The organism is Microbacterium sp. LjRoot45, from assembly GCF_964253325.1.
Lineage (GTDB): Bacteria > Actinomycetota > Actinomycetes > Actinomycetales > Microbacteriaceae > Microbacterium.
Genome location: NZ_CAXUQM020000001.1, coordinates 2,445,788 through 2,460,579 on the forward strand (window position 1 = coordinate 2,445,788; position 14,792 = coordinate 2,460,579).

Consider the following 14,792-nt stretch of genomic DNA (forward strand, 5'->3'; position numbering starts at 1 on the left):
TTGTACTATGCCGAAGCCCGGATTCAGGCCGCGGACTCCTGCTTCTCGCGCAGCGCGTCGACCGTGCGAACGGCCTTCGACGGGAGCGCGTTGAAGACGTAGGCCGCCTTGGTCAGCGAGGCCTTCATCGCACCGGCGAGCTTCGCCAGCAGGACTTCACGGCTCTCGAGATCGGCGAGCTTGTTCACCTCGTCGGCGGTCAGGGCGGCACCGTCGAAGTACCCGCCCTTGATCACCAGCAGAGGGTGTGCCTTGGCGAAGGCACGCAGGCCCTTCGCGACGGCGACCGGGTCACCGTGCACGAAGGCGATGGCGGACGGGCCCTTGAGCTCGTCATCCAGACCTTCGACCCCCGCGTTGCGCGCGGCGATCTTGGTCAGCGTGTTCTTCACCACGGCGTATTCCGCGTCCTGACGGATCGTGTTGCGCAGCTCCTTGAGCTGGGCAACCGTCAGACCGCGGTACTCGGTGAGCAGAACGGCAGTCGAGTCCTCGAAGTGCTTCGTGAGCTCGGCGACCGATGCTTCCTTCTGCGCCATGGCCACTCCTTGTGTGTGCGTGACGCGCCGCGGTGGCGGTGCGTCAGCCTCCGCGCGCTGGTCGACCCCGAACATGACAAAAGCTCCGGCGCAAGCGCACGGAGCTTCGATTCGGTTTCCCGAGGAGTTCGTGTACCTGCGCGGGCCCCTGCAATGCAGAGCTTCATCGACGGCACCCTCGCGGGCACCACCGAGACCAGCGGTCTTTGGCTTACCCGAAGTCTACGGCACAAGACGGTCGAGCCAAAATCGGCGCCAGCGCCGACGCGGCCCGGATGCCGGAGCGCCCGGGTCAGGATGCCGGCGGAGCCTCGGACGGCTCTCGCTCGCCCTGCGACATGACCGGCTGACCGGCCGGAGGCCCGCCCTGCGGAGCGACCTCGGGTGCGCGGGCGGCGCGACGGCGCGCGGCGGCGCGGCCGAGGAGGCGGACGAGCCAGATGATGAGAACCGTCAGGAGCCCCGCGACGACGAGCCACGGCAGCATCGCGCCGAACACGACGAGCAGGACGCCGACGAAGGCGACGAGCGCGTTCCACCCCGTCACGAAGCCGTCACCGAACGTGCCGGGCAGCGGCTGGGCCGTTCCGACCGGGTGCAGCTCCAGTTCGAGGGAGGAGTAGTCCACCCGCTCGGCGTAGGACTGCTGCTCGGCCCGGAGCTTCTCCAGCTCGGCCTGGCGGGCACTGACCTCACGTTCGATCTCGAGGAGGTCGTCGACGCGCGTCGCTTTGTCTTGGAAGGCCGTGAGCCGCTGGAGAGTCGTCTCGAGCGCCGCGATGCGGGCGTCCACGTCGCGGACGGCGCCCGTCACATCGGTCGACGACGTCGACACGCGATCCACCTCGCCGAGGCCGCGGAGATCCTCCACGACGGCGTCGAGCGCCGCTGCCGGCACGCGGAGAGTCAGCGTCGACCATTCCCCGCCCTCCTCGGTCGACTCCTCGCGGGCATCGATGCGGCCACCGGCTCGCGCGACGATGCCCTGCGCGTCGGCGGAGGCGGACACGACGTCGTCGACCGAGATCGCCATCCACCCCTCGACGATGACCGAGCGCCCCTCCTCCGCGATCTCGCCGCCGCCTTCCACCCCGCCGTCGTCGACGACACCTTCGGGCACTCCGCCGCCATCCGACGCACCGCTCATCGCCGAGCATCCCGCCAGCGCCAGCACGATCAGCGCGGACGCGACGAGCATCGCGGCCAGCGGTCGACGTCGGGGGGATCGGGTGGAGGTCGCATCGAGGCCCATTCTCTGACCGTATTGGGCGGCCGACTGACGGCGCGTGTCGGTCCCATAACGATCGCTGTTCCCCCGACGAGACCTCGCGGTGCGCGCACCCGGGTGTCGTGCGGGAGCACGTCGGATGCGCGGGCTACCCTCGAAACATGAGTCCGGAGGCCATCGCACGCGTCGCGCCTCACCTGGCATCCCGGATCATCGCCGACTCGCGCGACCGCGTCAGCTGGATGCGAGCGCGCTCTCGCGGCATCACCGCCACCGACGTCGCTCAGCTCACGAGCGGCAAGGCGATCCAGCGCGCCGCCGACGCCAAGCTGTCGGGCGGTTCGAGCTTCTCCGGCAACGCGTACACGGCCCACGGCCGTCGCCGCGAGCCCGAGATCGCCGCGTGGGTGGCCGCCACCCACGCCATCCAGCCGTCCTCCGCGCTCTTCCACGCCGAGGTCGAGAAGCGCCACCTCGCGACCCCCGACGGCATCTCCGTCGACCCGGCGGGCCGCGTCACGCTGTGCGAGATCAAGACGACGAACAAGACGTGGCGCTCGATCCCCCGCACGTATCTGCGGCAAGTGTGGTGGCAGCAGCACGTCCTGGGCGCCGAGCGCACGCTCGTGGTCTGGGAGGAGCATTCCGACTTCGTGCCGGTGGGCGATGAGCCGCGGTGCGCCTGGGTCGATCGCGACGAGCGCGAGATCCGCCACCTGGTGGGCCTCGCCACCGAACTGATCGACGAGCTCTACCGCCGCACGACGCTGCGCCGCGCGCCGATGGCCCCGACGGATGCCGTTCCGCCACGCCCGCGTGAGCCCTTCCGCGCGCTCGCCCTCGCGGACTGACCCTCCCGTCGCCGACGCCCGTCGGCATCCGACGCGCTCCCCGACGACATTCGGCGCGCTCACGGCAGGATTCGTTCGTGCCTGCGGGAATAGTTGACGCGTGTCAACGATTGAGCTTATAGTTGACCGATCTCAACCGTTGACCTATATCAACTAAAAGCCGCAAGGAACCGCATGTCCTCTTCCACTCCCGACGCCGTCGAGAAGCCTCGGATGAGCCACCGGCAGGTGCTCGAAGCACTCTCCGGCCTCCTCCTCGGCATGTTCGTGTCGATGCTCGCATCGACCGTCGTGTCCACCTCGCTCCCCGTCATCATCCACGACCTCGACGGCACCCAGGCCGCCTTCACGTGGGTCGTCACCGCGACCCTGCTGACGACCGCGATCTCCACCCCGATCTGGGGCAAGCTCGCCGACCTCACGAACCGCAAGGTGCTGTACCAGCTCGCGATCGTCATCTTCGTGCTCGCCACCGCCGCGGCGGGCTTCTCGCAGAACCCCGAGATGCTCATCGCCTTCCGCGCCGTGCAGGGCATCGGCGCCGGCGGTCTCGCCGCCCTCAGCCAGGTGCTCATGGCCGACATCATCAGCCCGCGCGAGCGCGGCCGCTACATGGGCCTGTTCGGTGCCGTGATGGCCGTCGCGACCATCGGCGGTCCGCTCCTCGGCGGCGTCATCACCGATGCGTGGGGATGGCGATGGAACTTCTTCGTCGCACTGCCGGTCGCCATCGTCGCGCTGATCCTGGTGCAGCAGACCCTCCACGTTCCGGCCCGCGCCAAGAAGAAGGCGTCGATCGACTACATCGGCATCGTACTGCTGTCGGCGTCGGTGTCGCTGCTGCTCATCTGGGTGACCCTCGCCGGCGACTCGTTCGACTGGTGGAGCACGGAGACCGTGCTCATGGTCGGCGGCGCGATCGTCGGTTCCGTGCTGTTCGTGATCGTCGAGCTGCGCTCCCGCGAGCCGCTGGTGCCGCTCACGCTCTTCCGCAACCGCACCTTCACCCTGTCGGTCATCGCCTCTATCGCCACGGGCATCGCGATGTTCGGTGCATCCGTGTTCCTCAGCCAGTACATGCAGCTCGCGCGCGGCGCGACGCCCACCGAAGCGGGCATCATGACGATCCCCATGATCGGCGGACTGCTCGTCGCCTCGATCGGCGTCGGCGCGCTCATCACCCGGTTCGGCAAGTGGAAGGCGTTCCTCGTCGTGGGTGCCGTGTTCCTCATCGCCGGATCGTCGCTGCTGTCGACCATCCACTACGACACCGACTTCACCCTCGTGTCGATCTACATGTTCCTCCTCGGTGCCGGCGTCGGCATGACGATGCAGAACCTCGTCCTCGTCGTGCAGAACACCACCGAACCCAGCCAGATCGGCGTCGCCAGCTCCGGCGTCACGTTCTTCCGGAGCCTCGGCGGCACCGTCGGCGTCTCGGTCATGGGAGCGGCGCTCGCCACGCGCGTCACGGAGCTCGTGACCGAGCGGGCCGACGACATCCGCACCGCCCTGGCATCCCTCGGCGCCGATGCGCAGACGTGGGCAGAGCAGTTGCAGTCGGGAACGCTTCCGCAGGTGTCGGCGATGCCGGAGGCCCTGCGCGTCGTATTCGAGGACATCTACGCCAACGGGATCTCGCACTCGTTCCTCATCGCCGTGCCGTTCGCGGTCCTGAGCCTGCTGGCGATCGTCTTCCTGCCGAACAAGCCGCTCACGACCATGACCACGACCGAGCGGCTGCAGGCCGGCGAAGCCGACCTCGCCACCGTGTCCGCGCCGCAGGCCATGGGCACGCTGACCGCGACCGGCGCCGTCCCGACCGTGGATGCCGCATCCCCCGGGCGCGGCAAGGCGACGCGCTAGGGTCGATCCGATGTCGACCACCGATACCCGAGAGGCGCGCACCGACGCGGTGCGCGCCCTCGAGGCCCAGTTCGGGGAGCTCATCAATCACTTCCGCCGCATCCTCACCGAGAATGCGAATCGGGTGAGTCCCGGGATGCTGCCCGGCGCGTACAAGGTGTTCACGACGATCGTCCGCCGCGAGTCGATCACGCAGTCGGCGCTGGCCGACGACCTGCTCGTCGACAAGGGTCAGCTCTCACGCACCGTGCGGGAGCTCGAGGAACTCGGCCTCATCGAGCGCGCACCCGATCCGCGCGACCGACGGTCGAGCCTGCTCTCCCCCACCGTGCTGGGTCTCGAGCGACTCTCCGCCGCCCGCCTGCCGCAAGAGGACCTGCTGCTGCGCAACCTCGAGGACTGGCCCGTCGACGACATCCGCAGCCTCACCCGGCTGCTGCACGCGCTCACCACGGGGTCACGTCCCTAGGCGATCAGGGGTCACGTCCGTAGGCGATCAGCTTGGTAGCACCGACGTAACACGACTGAGACAATCCCGCGATTGACTGTCTGCACCAGCAACGAGTGCTGCCGACGTAGACATGCGCGCGGAAGGAGCGTCCCATGAAGTTCCGTCCCCTGCGCACCTCACCCCACGCGGTCACGGGTACCGCCGACGCGGTGGTCCCGCCTGAGGAGATGCGCGCGATCGTGTTCGACGCCCCCGGTGCGGCCGACGTCCTGCAGGCACGCACGGTGCCCGTGCCGTCGCCCGTGATGAGCGAGCTGCTGGTGCGCGTCGTCGCGGCCGGCACCAACCCGATCGACGCGAAGACCCGCGCCGGTGCGGGCGTCCACGGCGGGATCGATCGGCATCCGAGCACCCTCGGGTTCGACTTCAGCGGCGTCGTGATCTCCGCGCCGCACGAGGCTCACCCGCTGCCGCCCGGCACCGAGGTGTTCGGCATGGTGCCGTTCCCGCGCTCGGGCGGCAGCTACGCCGAGTACGTCGTCGTGCCGTCGCTGTCCGTCGCCCGCAAGCCCTCCTCGCTCTCCCACGTCGAAGCCGCCGGCGTGCCCCTGGCCGCACTGACGGCGTGGGGCCTCGTCGTGGAGACGGCGCACGCGCACGAGGGTCAGCGCGTGCTCATCCACGCGGGTTCCGGTGGGGTCGGGCACTTCGCCGTGCAACTGGCCGCCTACTTCGGCGCGCACGTGACGGCCACCGGCTCGGAACGGAACCTCCCGTGGCTGCGCGAACTCGGCGCCGCCGTGACGATCGACTACGCCACGACCCGCTTCGAGGACGTCGTCGGAGAGGTCGACGTCGTGATCGACCTGGTCGGCAACGTCCACGACGACACCGGCAGCCGTTCGCTCTCGGTGCTGCGGCGCGGCGGCCTCTACATCATGGTGCCCAGCGGTTCCTGGCCCGGCTACGCCGAGGCGGCCGCCGAGGCCGGGGTGCGGGCGACGTCGTACAAGGTCGTCCCCGACGGAGGCGTGCTCTCGACTCTCGCCCGACTGCTCGACTCCGGCGCCATCCAGGTCTACATCGACCGGGTCTTCGACCTGGCCGAAGCATCGGAGGCCCACGTCGAACTCGAGCGCGGGCATTCGCGCGGCAAGATCGTCCTGCGCGTCGGCGACGCCTGACCCGACTTTCGTCGGCCCCGTCAGGAGGCGAGCACGCGGCGCCCCTCGGCGACGACCTCGTCGGCGACGGCGTCGAGCAGCGGGGAGCGGAGATTCCATTGCTGCCAGTACAGGGGAACGTCGACCGGCGCCCCGCCCAGGCGCACCAGCCTGCCGTCGGCCAGCGCCTCCGCCGACTGGAAGCCGGGGAGCAGACCCCACCCGAGCCCGAGCCCGATCGCGACCGCGAAGTCGTGCGATGCGGGCACGAAGTGACGGGGTCCGCCGTCGCCTCCCCCGCCACGGTCGGCGAGCCACTGGCGTTGCAGGTCGTCGCGACGGTCGAAGTCGACGCGTGGAGCTCGAGCGAGGGATGCCGTACCCGCACCGTCCGGAAACCACCGCGCGACGAACGACGCGGTGGCGACCGCTTCGTAGCGCATGACGCCGAGCGGTACGACACGGCAGCCGGCGACGGCATCCGCCCGCGACGTGACCGCCCCCATCACCGTGCCCGCCTCCAGGAGCGCCGCCGTGAAGTCCTGGTCGTCGCGGTGCAGGTCGAACACGACGGAGCGGGATGCCGTCAGCCGCGCGAGCGGGGCGAGGAACCAGGTCGCCAGCGAGTCCGCGTTGACGGCGAGCGGGATCGTCACCTGATCCTCTTCCGAGCCCAGCTCCGCGACGGCGTCGTGCTCGAGGAGGGCCAGCTGCCGCGCGTAGCGCACCACGGCGTGCGCGGCGTCGGTCGGCCGCACGGGTCGCGCCCGCACGAGCAGGACACGCCCCACCTGCTCCTCGAGCGCGCGAATGCGCTGGCTCACGGCGGAAGGGGTGATGTGGAGGCGGCGCGCCGCGGCATCCAGGCTGCCCTCGTCGAGCACGACGGCTAGCGTGCGGGCGAACTCCGCCGACAGGTGCATGAGCTCAGCTTACGCGACTGAAGAATCCTGAACTGGACTTCATTCGAGGCGACGCCGTAGCGTCGACGACGTGCTCCCCTCCCTCATCGCGGGTCTCGGTCTCGGCCTCTCCCTCATCGTCGCGATCGGCGCCCAGAACCTGTTCGTGCTGCGCCAGGGCATCAGGCGACAGCACGCCCTGGCCGTCGCCGCGGTGTGCGCCGTGTCGGATGCCGTGCTGATCGTGCTGGGCGTCTCGGGGCTCGGTCTCGTGCTCCACACGGTGCCTTGGCTCGTCGATGTCGTGCGATGGGCCGGGTTCGCGTTCCTCCTCGTCTACGGACTGCTCGCCGCCCGGCGGGCCCTCCGCCCGAGCGGCGCGGCGCTGCGCGTCGAGCCGGCGGGGTCGTCCGCAGCGCGCGAGCAGGACGGTCGGGCCGGCACCGCGACCGCCACGCGGCTCACGCCGGTGCTGCTGACGTGCCTGGCATTGACGTGGCTCAATCCGCACGTGTACCTCGACACGGTGTTCCTTCTCGGCTCCGTCGCGAGCACGCACGGCGAGCAGCGATGGTGGTTCGCCGCCGGGGCGGTGATCGCCAGCGTCGTCTGGTTCTTCGGTCTCGCCGTCGGCGCACGCTACCTGGGCCGCTGGCTCGCCACGCCGCGCGCCTGGCGCATCCTCGACGGTGTCATCGCGGTCGTGATGATCGCGATCGCCGTCAGCCTCGTCTGGCCCTGAGTCCGTCCGGCTGGCGCTGAGGTTTCGGCGGCGGCGGGCCTCTGCCGACGGTGGGCGTCGCCCGGGCTCAGGCGCCGTCGATCTCGCGTCGCCGCGCCTCGACGAGCGCCCGCACGGTCGCGTCCGGAAGCGGGGCGGCCGGATCGAATCGGATCGTCCCCTTCGCTCGATCGACACCGTCCAGCAGATCATCGATCTCCACGATGGCCGCGGGGCTGAACGGATAGACGCCGATGTGCGACTTCGCGCGCATGAGCGACACGAGCGGCTTCCCGCGGTGGATGAGCGCCGGCATCCCGTAACCGAGTCCCTGCGCGGCATCCGGTACGACCTCGCGCGCCAGGTCATACGCGTGACCGATCACGGCGGCGTCAGCGGGGTCGAGTGCGGCGAGGTAGTCATCGATCGTGCCCATGACGGCATCCTCCCACCGGCACGCAAGCGGATGCCAGGATGGAGCGATGAGACGCGTCCACGTCATCGTCGAAGGCTCCGTGCAGGGCGTCGGCTACCGCTACACGATGCGGATGGTCGCGCGAGAGGCCGGCGTCTCGGGCTGGGTGCGCAACCTCCGCGACGGCACGGTCGAGGCCGAGGTGCAGGGCACCGGTTCGCAAGTGGACGAGGTGCTCGCGTGGATGGCGGAGGGCCCGCGAGGGTCGTCGGTGACGCGCGCGCACGTCACCGAGCTCGAGGCCTCGGCATCCGCTGCGACGTCGTTCGAGGTGCGCGCCGACGGCTGACGGCACGCACGACGAAGGGCCCCACCCGGAGGTGAGGCCCTTCGCGCTGTTCCTGAACCCGTGGGATCAGGCGAGCGAGTTGACGTCCAGCGGGATGCCGGGGCCGAACGTGGTCGACACGGCGCCCTTCTGGATGTAGCGACCCTTCGAGCTGGAGGGCTTGAGGCGGATGATCTCCTCGAGCGCAGCCTTGAAGTTCTCGTCGAGCTGCTCGGCCGAGAACGAGGCCTTGCCGACGACGAAGTGCACGTTGGCGTGCTTGTCGACGCGGAACTCGATCTTGCCGCCCTTGATCTCCTCCACGGCCTTGGCCGGGTTGGGGGTCACGGTGCCGGTCTTCGGGTTGGGCATGAGGCCACGGGGACCGAGCACCTTACCGAGACGGCCGACCTGGCCCATGAGCTCGGGCGTCGAAACGGCCGAGTCGAACGCGGTCCAGCCGGCGGCGACCTTCTCGATGAGCTCGGCGCCGCCGACCTCATCGGCGCCTGCGGCGATCGCGGCCTCGGCCGCAGCGCCCGTGGCGAAGACGATGACGCGGGCGGTCTTGCCCGTGCCGTGCGGCAGGATGACCGTGCCGCGGACCATCTGGTCGGCCTTGCGCGGGTCGACCGCGAGCTTCAGGGCGACCTCGACGGTGGAGTCGAACTTCTTCGAGCCCGTCTCCTTGGCGAGGACGACGGCCTCGGTGGACGTGTAGAACGTGTCGCGGTCGATCTTGGCCGCGGCTGCTTCGTAAACCTTGGACTTAGCCATGTGCGTCTTCCCCTCAGTCCTCAACCGTGATGCCCATGGAACGGGCGGTGCCGGCGATGATCTTCGAGGCAGCCTCGAGGTCGTTCGCGTTCAGGTCGGGCTGCTTGGTCTCGGCGATCTGGCGCACCTGGTCCTTGGTGAGCTTGCCCACCTTGGTCGTGTGCGGCGTGGCCGAACCCTTCTGCAGACCGGCGGCCTTCTTGATGAGCTCCGCCGCGGGCGGGGTCTTCAGGATGAAGGTGAAGCTGCGGTCCTCGTAGACGGTGATCTCGACGGGGATGACGTTGCCGCGCTGCGACTCGGTCGCCGCGTTGTACGCCTTGCAGAACTCCATGATGTTGACGCCATGCTGACCGAGCGCGGGGCCGATCGGCGGCGCCGGGTTGGCGGCACCGGCGTTGATCTGGAGCTTGATCAGGCCGGTCACCTTCTTCTTCGGTGCCATTCTCTTTCCTTCTGTCGAGCGCCTGCGAGCGGATGCTCAGCGGGCGCGCTTCCACGGATCAGGCGGTTCCTGACGGTGGTGGGGTCGTCGCACGACACGCGCGCAACCGCTCAAGTCTACCCGATCACGGATGCCACGGCATCCGCTCTTGCCTGCTGCCGCCTGCTGCCTGCTGCCTGCTGCCTGCTGCCTGCTGCCTGCTGCCAAGCAGAATCGCGGAGATGTGCAGGATCGCGGAGTGCTGCCGCGCGAGGCATCCGTCATTCTGCACATCTCCGCAGATTCACCCGCGCCGCCCCACTCCATGTCGAACGCCGCACCCACACCATCGCACCCCCTCACCGCGCGAGGTGGAGGCCCTGGGCCACGGCGCGGACGATCAGGTCGTGCACCTCCGGCCACCCCGCCACGACCTGCGCGAAGTCGACGCGGATGACGTGATAGCCCTGGAGCGTCAGCCTCGCATCGTGATCGATGTCGCTGCGCCGCTGCGGACCGACGTGGTGACCTCCATCGACCTGCAGTACCAACCGGTCGCCGAGGAGGAAGTCCACCGCATGGCCCGCCAGCCGCACTTGCTGGCGGATCGGCAGGCGAAGGAAGCGCAGCCTCAGCGGTATGAACGTCTCGAGGCCCGAGTCCGAGATCAACGAGCACTCCTCGAGCAGCATGCGAGCCGTCGTCGGCATCGGCAGGCGCCGGAGCGCTTCGCGCGTGACCGCACCCTGGCGCAGCGCCGACTCCCAGACGGCGAGCGCTTCCTCGTGCGGAACGCAGCCCGCCAACAGCGACAGCACGTTCTCGATGGGGTCGACCAGCGAGTCCGGATGCCGGGGCACCACCGGCCGCGACCAGTGCACACGCGTGCCTTCCCGCACATCACCCACGTGCGCGTGCGGCGGCGCGGCCACGTGCACCTGAGGCTCGTGCAGCACCCAGAGGCCGAGCCGCCGCGCCTGCGTGAGGCACGTGAGCACGACCCCTGCTCGCGCCGCGGCCACGAGCAGGGGGTCCGCTTCCGGCGCAGCGACCCAGCCGTTGCGAGGACGCTCGAGCGCGCCGCTCGCGACGGCATGGTCGATCCCGCGACGCGGCTGACCCCGGGCTCGGAGGGCGGACACGCGGGCTACTCCCCCGGCATCCCGTACGGCGGCCAACAGATCAGTCATACCCTCATGCTGAGCGACCGTCGCCTGCCCCATCGCGGCGCGATTGCTATCCGTGAAGGACACGTCGATCTGCACCGCTGGGGAGGAGACGCGTGCGCCACCTCGGCATGCGCCCGGCTGCGCAGAATCGCGGAGATGTGCCGAATCGCGGACCGGATGCGGCCGCGGCATCCGCGATCGCGCACATCTCCGCGATCGTGCACACCTCACAGCTCCGCGCGCCCCCACGCGCACCCGAGGCACGCCCCCGCGCACACCTCACAGCACCCCACGCCCCCACGCGCACCACACAAACCACACGCGCCCCGTCCGAAACCGGGCGGGGCGCGTGCGAAGAGCGGTGCGTCAGAGCTTGGTGACCTGGTCGAACGACAGCTCGACGGGGGTCTCGCGCTCGAAGAGCGACACGAGCACCGTGAGCTTGCCGCTCTCGGGCTTGATCTCGCTGATCGTGCCGGGCAGACCCGCGAACGAGCCCTCCTTGATCGTGATGGTCTCGCCCACCTCGAAGTCGACCTCGGCCGGGATCGCACGCGACTGCGTGGCCTGGCCCTTGGCGGCGCCGCCCTTGGCGGGAGCAGCCTCGGTGACCTGCACGAGGGACTTCAGCATGTTGAAGGCCTCTTCGAAGCGCAGCGGCGTGGGGTTGTGGGCGTTGCCCACGAAGCCCGTGACGCCGGGCGTGTGGCGCACGACCGACCAGGTGTCCTCGTTGAGCTCCATGCGAACGAGCACGTAGCCGGGGATCCGGACGCGCGTGACCATCTTGCGCTGACCGTTCTTGATCTCGACGACGTCCTCCATGGGGACCTCGATCTGGTAGATGTCTTCCTCGACCTCGAGCGTCGACTTGCGCTGCTCGATGTTGGCCTTCACCTTGCGCTCGAAGCCGGCGTAGGAGTGGATGACGTACCACTTGCCCGGGAGGCTGCGCAGCTCGGCACGGTAGGCCTCGTACGGGTCGAGGTCTTCGTCGGCGGCCTCTTCGTCGGCGTCGGACACCTCGGCAGCCTCGTCGTCGTCACCGAGCTCGGGTCCGTCGTACGGGGCGACCTCTTCGGCGGCCTGGGCGGCAGCCTCGGCCTGCTCCTCGGCGAGCGAGTCGGTGAGGACCTCGGCGGCGGCCTCCGCCTCCTCGGCGTGGTCGATCTCGAGTGCGTCGTTCACGATGGCGTCGGCCTCCGGGTCGTCGATGTCGATGTCGTCCAGGTCGGCGTCCGCGTCGGCCTCGTCGTCGGAGTCCTCGTCGACGACGTGGAGGGCGACGTGCTCGGCGGGTTCCACGGAGCGCTCCTGGTCTGCGAGGTAGTTGCCCTCCTGGGCCTCGTCGTCCTCGCTGGACTGCTCGGCAGCGGTCGCCCAGTCGGCGTCGTCCGTGTACTTCTCAGACAATTGGTTCTCTTCCGTCGGTTGGTCGGATGCCGTCAAGCGCGGCGCGTGGGGCGAGCGAGTGTTCCGCTCAGCTCGGCACGCCGAAGACGACGTTCACGACCCAGGTGAACAGCAGGTCGAGGCCGTAGACGAGCGCCATCATGACGACGACGAAGCCCAGCACGACCGCCGTGAACTTCCCCAGCTCCTGCCGGGTCGGAGTGACGACCTTGCGGAGCTCGGCGAAGACCTGACGGATGAACAGGGCGATGCGCTGGAAGAAGTTGAGCTTCTTCTCACGGGAAGCGCCGCCGACCGCGACGATCTCGCTGTTCGCCTCGTCCTGGACCATGTACCCACCTGTATGAATGCGTCGTTCCAGCTCGGTGCTGGGACGTGTGTCAACGCGAACGCTGACGCGCAGGGCGGACAGGAATCGAACCTGCAACCTGCGGTTTTGGAGACCGCTGCTCTGCCAATTGAGCTACCGCCCTAAGGGACCTCGTGCGAGATCCGCTCCGGATGCTGCACAGTCTCCTGCACCCCTCCACCGTAACCGGAACGGGCCGTATGGCGACCCGCGGGCATGACGAAAGAATGCAGACAACTGCGTCCACAAGTGTACGGCATCCGCGACGGCGCGCGAACCGGACGCCGCCCTCAGTACTGCTGGATGCCGTAGCGATCGGGCTCTTCGCCCCGCCGGAACTGCCGGCCCGACAGCGAGGCGGGAACGATCCGGACGTAGTTGTACTTCAGCGTCGGGATCCACGGAGTCAGCGGCAGCTCGTCGGCCGCGCGGACCTCGTCCGACGTCTCGAGGCGCTGCGCATGGCCGCGCACGATGACGCTCCAGGCATCCGTCGCCGTGTAGTCGTCGACTTCGAACAGGACCTCGTCGTTGATCGACAGTTCCGTGAGCTTGCTGCCCTCCGCGGTACGGAACACGATGGTCCCGGCATCGACCGTGTAGTTCACCGGAAAGATGTCGAGGATGTCGCCCGCGTGGGTGACCAGGCGCCCGAGCTGGTGCTCGCCGAGGCGTGCGAAGCACTCCTCGTCGGTCAGGTAGGTGATGACCGCACTCTTGTCGTCCATGACACCATGGTCCTCCTCCGAGGCCCGCTCCGCACCCGGACGGGCCGGAATAATCCCGGCCCGTCCGGCGTGCGCGGTCGCGAAGGCGCGAGGGGCCTCAGCCGATGCGGATGAGCTTCTTGTTCACGAACTCGTCAGCGGCCAGCAGACCCATCTCGCGGCCCGTGCCGCTGCGCTTCACGCCGCCGAACGGCAGCGCCGGTTCGTCGGCGAGCACGAGGTTCACGTAGACCATGCCGGCGTCGATCTTGTCGGCGATCCGCTCGGCCTGCTCCGGGTCGGTCGTGAAGACGTACGACCCCAGGCCGAAGGGCGTGGCGTTGGCGACCTCGACGGCCTCGTCCTCACCGGACACGCGGTAGACGACACCCACGGGGCCGAAGAACTCCTCGCGGTAGGCGTCCATGTCGGGCGTGACGTCGGTGAGCACCGTGCCGGGGTAGAACGCCCCGTCGCGGGAACCGCCGGTCACGAGCGTCGCGCCCGCCGCCACGGCCGCGTCGACCTGTGCGGCGAGGCGCTCGGCCGCGGCCAGCGACGACAGCGGGCCGAGGACGGTGTCCTCGGCGAACGGGTCGCCCACGGTCGCCGCCGACATCGCGGCGGTGAACTTCTCCAGGAACGCGTCGTAGAGGTCGTCGGCGACGATGAACCGCTTGGCCGCATTGCAGGACTGCCCGGTGTTGTCGAGGCGGGCGTCCACCGCGGCCTGCACGGCACCGTCCAGGTCGTCGGTCGACAGGAGGATGAACGGGTCGGACCCGCCCAGTTCCAGGGCCACCTTCTTCAGGTTGCGGCCGGCGATCTCGGCGACCGCGGCGCCCGCGCGCTCCGAACCCGTCACCGAGACACCCTGCACGCGACGGTCGGCGATGACGGATGCCGCCTGGTCGTTCGTCAGTCGGACGTCGGCGTAGGCGCCGGCGGGGAACCCGGCATCCGCGTAGATCTTCGCGATCGCCGCGGCGGACTCCGGGCACTGCGGCGCATGCTTGAGGAGGATCGTGTTGCCCAGCGCCAGGTTCGGCGCCGCGAAACGGGCCACCTGGTAGTAGGGGAAGTTCCACGGCATGATGCCGAGCAGCACCCCCAACGGAGCCTTGCGGATGACCGCCGTGCCGTCGCCGTCGATCTCCAGCGGAGCGTCGGCGGTGATCTTGTCGATGTGGTCGGCGTAGTACTCCGTGATGTCGGCGGCGAAGTCGACCTCACCCTCGGCGGCGGCGAGCGGCTTGCCCATCTCGCGGACGATGATCGCCGAGAGTTCGTCGCGACGCTCGCGGTGAAGCCGCGCGGCGGCGCGCAGCAGCTCGGCGCGCTCGGCCGGCGTGGAGGTGCGCCCCCACCCGCGGAACGCCGCGTCGGCGGCCGCGACGGCGGCCTCCACCTCGGCATCGGTGGCCGTCGGGTACGTGGCCAGGGTCTCTCCCGTGGCCGGGTTCACGACCGCATAGTCACTCATGGTGCT

At 69.5% G+C, this 14,792-nt stretch carries 17 protein-coding genes and 1 tRNA gene; 6 read left to right on the plus strand and 12 right to left on the minus strand.

Going from position 1 to position 14,792, the window contains the following annotated elements; all coding sequences use genetic code 11:
• Nucleotides 1–23: 23 nt before the first annotated feature.
• Both rplJ and ACSQ18_RS11630 read right to left on the minus strand, forming a co-directional pair.
• Complete coding sequence (gene rplJ, locus ACSQ18_RS11625) at nucleotides 24–539, minus strand: 50S ribosomal protein L10 (protein ID WP_301037909.1); 516 nt, start codon at nucleotides 537–539, stop codon at nucleotides 24–26.
• A 292-nt stretch (nucleotides 540–831) separates the two neighbouring features.
• Nucleotides 832–1,791 carry a DUF4349 domain-containing protein gene (locus ACSQ18_RS11630; RefSeq protein WP_436037521.1) on the minus strand — a complete coding sequence of 320 codons (960 nt, stop codon included), beginning with the start codon at nucleotides 1,789–1,791 and terminating at the stop codon, nucleotides 832–834.
• Between the two features lie 137 nt (nucleotides 1,792–1,928).
• On the opposite strand from ACSQ18_RS11630, the gene ACSQ18_RS11635 reads away from it, so the two are divergent.
• The 4 genes from ACSQ18_RS11635 to ACSQ18_RS11650 all read left to right on the plus strand — a co-directional run bounded on the left by ACSQ18_RS11635 (nucleotide 1,929) and on the right by ACSQ18_RS11650 (nucleotide 6,119).
• Nucleotides 1,929–2,618, plus strand: coding sequence for a YqaJ viral recombinase family protein (locus ACSQ18_RS11635; protein WP_436037522.1), 690 nt, complete (start codon nucleotides 1,929–1,931; stop codon nucleotides 2,616–2,618).
• 174 nt (nucleotides 2,619–2,792) lie between these two features.
• Nucleotides 2,793–4,484, plus strand: a complete 1,692-nt coding sequence (locus ACSQ18_RS11640) for an MDR family MFS transporter (protein ID WP_436037524.1) — start codon at nucleotides 2,793–2,795, stop codon at nucleotides 4,482–4,484.
• Between the two features lie 10 nt (nucleotides 4,485–4,494).
• Nucleotides 4,495–4,953 (plus strand): MarR family winged helix-turn-helix transcriptional regulator, encoded by a 459-nt coding sequence (locus ACSQ18_RS11645; protein WP_436037525.1) that lies wholly within the window; start codon nucleotides 4,495–4,497, stop codon nucleotides 4,951–4,953.
• 134 nt (nucleotides 4,954–5,087) lie between these two features.
• Nucleotides 5,088–6,119: an NADP-dependent oxidoreductase gene (locus ACSQ18_RS11650; protein WP_436037527.1), complete on the plus strand. Its 1,032-nt coding sequence runs from the start codon at nucleotides 5,088–5,090 to the stop codon at nucleotides 6,117–6,119.
• Between the two features lie 20 nt (nucleotides 6,120–6,139).
• Here ACSQ18_RS11650 and ACSQ18_RS11655 read toward each other — a convergent pair whose 3' ends face one another.
• A complete protein-coding gene (locus tag ACSQ18_RS11655) occupies nucleotides 6,140–7,021 on the minus strand; it encodes a LysR family transcriptional regulator ArgP (protein ID WP_436037528.1) in 882 nt (293 codons plus the stop codon).
• A gap of 70 nt (nucleotides 7,022–7,091) precedes the next feature.
• Between ACSQ18_RS11655 and ACSQ18_RS11660 the strand changes: the two genes are divergently transcribed.
• Nucleotides 7,092–7,742, plus strand: a complete 651-nt coding sequence (locus ACSQ18_RS11660; RefSeq protein WP_436037530.1) for a LysE/ArgO family amino acid transporter — start codon at nucleotides 7,092–7,094, stop codon at nucleotides 7,740–7,742.
• Between the two features lie 67 nt (nucleotides 7,743–7,809).
• Here the strand turns inward: ACSQ18_RS11660 and ACSQ18_RS11665 are convergent, their stop codons facing one another.
• Nucleotides 7,810–8,157, minus strand: a complete 348-nt coding sequence (locus ACSQ18_RS11665; RefSeq protein WP_436037532.1) for an iron chaperone — start codon at nucleotides 8,155–8,157, stop codon at nucleotides 7,810–7,812.
• Between the two features lie 46 nt (nucleotides 8,158–8,203).
• Here ACSQ18_RS11665 and ACSQ18_RS11670 point away from each other — a divergent pair, with 46 nt between their 5' ends.
• Nucleotides 8,204–8,485, plus strand: coding sequence for an acylphosphatase (locus ACSQ18_RS11670; RefSeq protein ID WP_436037534.1), 282 nt, complete (start codon nucleotides 8,204–8,206; stop codon nucleotides 8,483–8,485).
• Between the two features lie 66 nt (nucleotides 8,486–8,551).
• Here ACSQ18_RS11670 and rplA read toward each other — a convergent pair whose 3' ends face one another.
• The 8 genes from rplA to ACSQ18_RS11710 form a co-directional block, all read right to left on the minus strand.
• On the minus strand, nucleotides 8,552–9,241 hold the full coding sequence (rplA, locus tag ACSQ18_RS11675; protein ID WP_144806087.1) for a 50S ribosomal protein L1: 690 nt from the start codon (nucleotides 9,239–9,241) through the stop codon (nucleotides 8,552–8,554).
• A gap of 13 nt (nucleotides 9,242–9,254) precedes the next feature.
• Nucleotides 9,255–9,686 carry a 50S ribosomal protein L11 gene (rplK, locus tag ACSQ18_RS11680; protein WP_144806088.1) on the minus strand — a complete coding sequence of 144 codons (432 nt, stop codon included), beginning with the start codon at nucleotides 9,684–9,686 and terminating at the stop codon, nucleotides 9,255–9,257.
• Between the two features lie 338 nt (nucleotides 9,687–10,024).
• Nucleotides 10,025–10,855: an endonuclease domain-containing protein gene (locus ACSQ18_RS11685; protein ID WP_436037536.1), complete on the minus strand. Its 831-nt coding sequence runs from the start codon at nucleotides 10,853–10,855 to the stop codon at nucleotides 10,025–10,027.
• Nucleotides 10,856–11,200: 345 nt separating this feature from the next.
• A complete protein-coding gene (gene nusG, locus ACSQ18_RS11690; RefSeq protein ID WP_436037538.1) occupies nucleotides 11,201–12,247 on the minus strand; it encodes a transcription termination/antitermination protein NusG in 1,047 nt (348 codons plus the stop codon).
• A gap of 67 nt (nucleotides 12,248–12,314) precedes the next feature.
• A complete protein-coding gene (gene secE / locus ACSQ18_RS11695; RefSeq protein ID WP_144806091.1) occupies nucleotides 12,315–12,578 on the minus strand; it encodes a preprotein translocase subunit SecE in 264 nt (87 codons plus the stop codon).
• 69 nt (nucleotides 12,579–12,647) lie between these two features.
• A tRNA-Trp gene (locus tag ACSQ18_RS11700) sits at nucleotides 12,648–12,720 on the minus strand.
• A 166-nt stretch (nucleotides 12,721–12,886) separates the two neighbouring features.
• Complete coding sequence (locus tag ACSQ18_RS11705) at nucleotides 12,887–13,324, minus strand: pyridoxamine 5'-phosphate oxidase family protein (protein ID WP_436037540.1); 438 nt, start codon at nucleotides 13,322–13,324, stop codon at nucleotides 12,887–12,889.
• A 97-nt stretch (nucleotides 13,325–13,421) separates the two neighbouring features.
• Nucleotides 13,422–14,786, minus strand: coding sequence for an NAD-dependent succinate-semialdehyde dehydrogenase (locus ACSQ18_RS11710; protein ID WP_301037931.1), 1,365 nt, complete (start codon nucleotides 14,784–14,786; stop codon nucleotides 13,422–13,424).
• Nucleotides 14,787–14,792: the final 6 nt, after the last annotated feature.

Coding starts and splice junctions, on each gene's coding strand:
- rplJ (WP_301037909.1), bottom strand. CDS start 539: ATGGCGCAGAAGGAAGCATCGGTCGCCGAGCTCACGAAGCACTTCGAG.
- ACSQ18_RS11630 (WP_436037521.1), bottom strand. CDS start 1,791: ATGGGCCTCGATGCGACCTCCACCCGATCCCCCCGACGTCGACCGCTG.
- ACSQ18_RS11635 (WP_436037522.1), top strand. CDS start 1,929: ATGAGTCCGGAGGCCATCGCACGCGTCGCGCCTCACCTGGCATCCCGG.
- ACSQ18_RS11640 (WP_436037524.1), top strand. CDS start 2,793: ATGTCCTCTTCCACTCCCGACGCCGTCGAGAAGCCTCGGATGAGCCAC.
- ACSQ18_RS11645 (WP_436037525.1), top strand. CDS start 4,495: ATGTCGACCACCGATACCCGAGAGGCGCGCACCGACGCGGTGCGCGCC.
- ACSQ18_RS11650 (WP_436037527.1), top strand. CDS start 5,088: ATGAAGTTCCGTCCCCTGCGCACCTCACCCCACGCGGTCACGGGTACC.
- ACSQ18_RS11655 (WP_436037528.1), bottom strand. CDS start 7,021: ATGCACCTGTCGGCGGAGTTCGCCCGCACGCTAGCCGTCGTGCTCGAC.
- ACSQ18_RS11665 (WP_436037532.1), bottom strand. CDS start 8,157: ATGGGCACGATCGATGACTACCTCGCCGCACTCGACCCCGCTGACGCC.
- ACSQ18_RS11670 (WP_436037534.1), top strand. CDS start 8,204: ATGAGACGCGTCCACGTCATCGTCGAAGGCTCCGTGCAGGGCGTCGGC.
- rplA (WP_144806087.1), bottom strand. CDS start 9,241: ATGGCTAAGTCCAAGGTTTACGAAGCAGCCGCGGCCAAGATCGACCGC.
- rplK (WP_144806088.1), bottom strand. CDS start 9,686: ATGGCACCGAAGAAGAAGGTGACCGGCCTGATCAAGCTCCAGATCAAC.
- ACSQ18_RS11685 (WP_436037536.1), bottom strand. CDS start 10,855: ATGACTGATCTGTTGGCCGCCGTACGGGATGCCGGGGGAGTAGCCCGC.
- secE (WP_144806091.1), bottom strand. CDS start 12,578: ATGGTCCAGGACGAGGCGAACAGCGAGATCGTCGCGGTCGGCGGCGCT.
- ACSQ18_RS11705 (WP_436037540.1), bottom strand. CDS start 13,324: ATGGACGACAAGAGTGCGGTCATCACCTACCTGACCGACGAGGAGTGC.
- ACSQ18_RS11710 (WP_301037931.1), bottom strand. CDS start 14,786: ATGAGTGACTATGCGGTCGTGAACCCGGCCACGGGAGAGACCCTGGCC.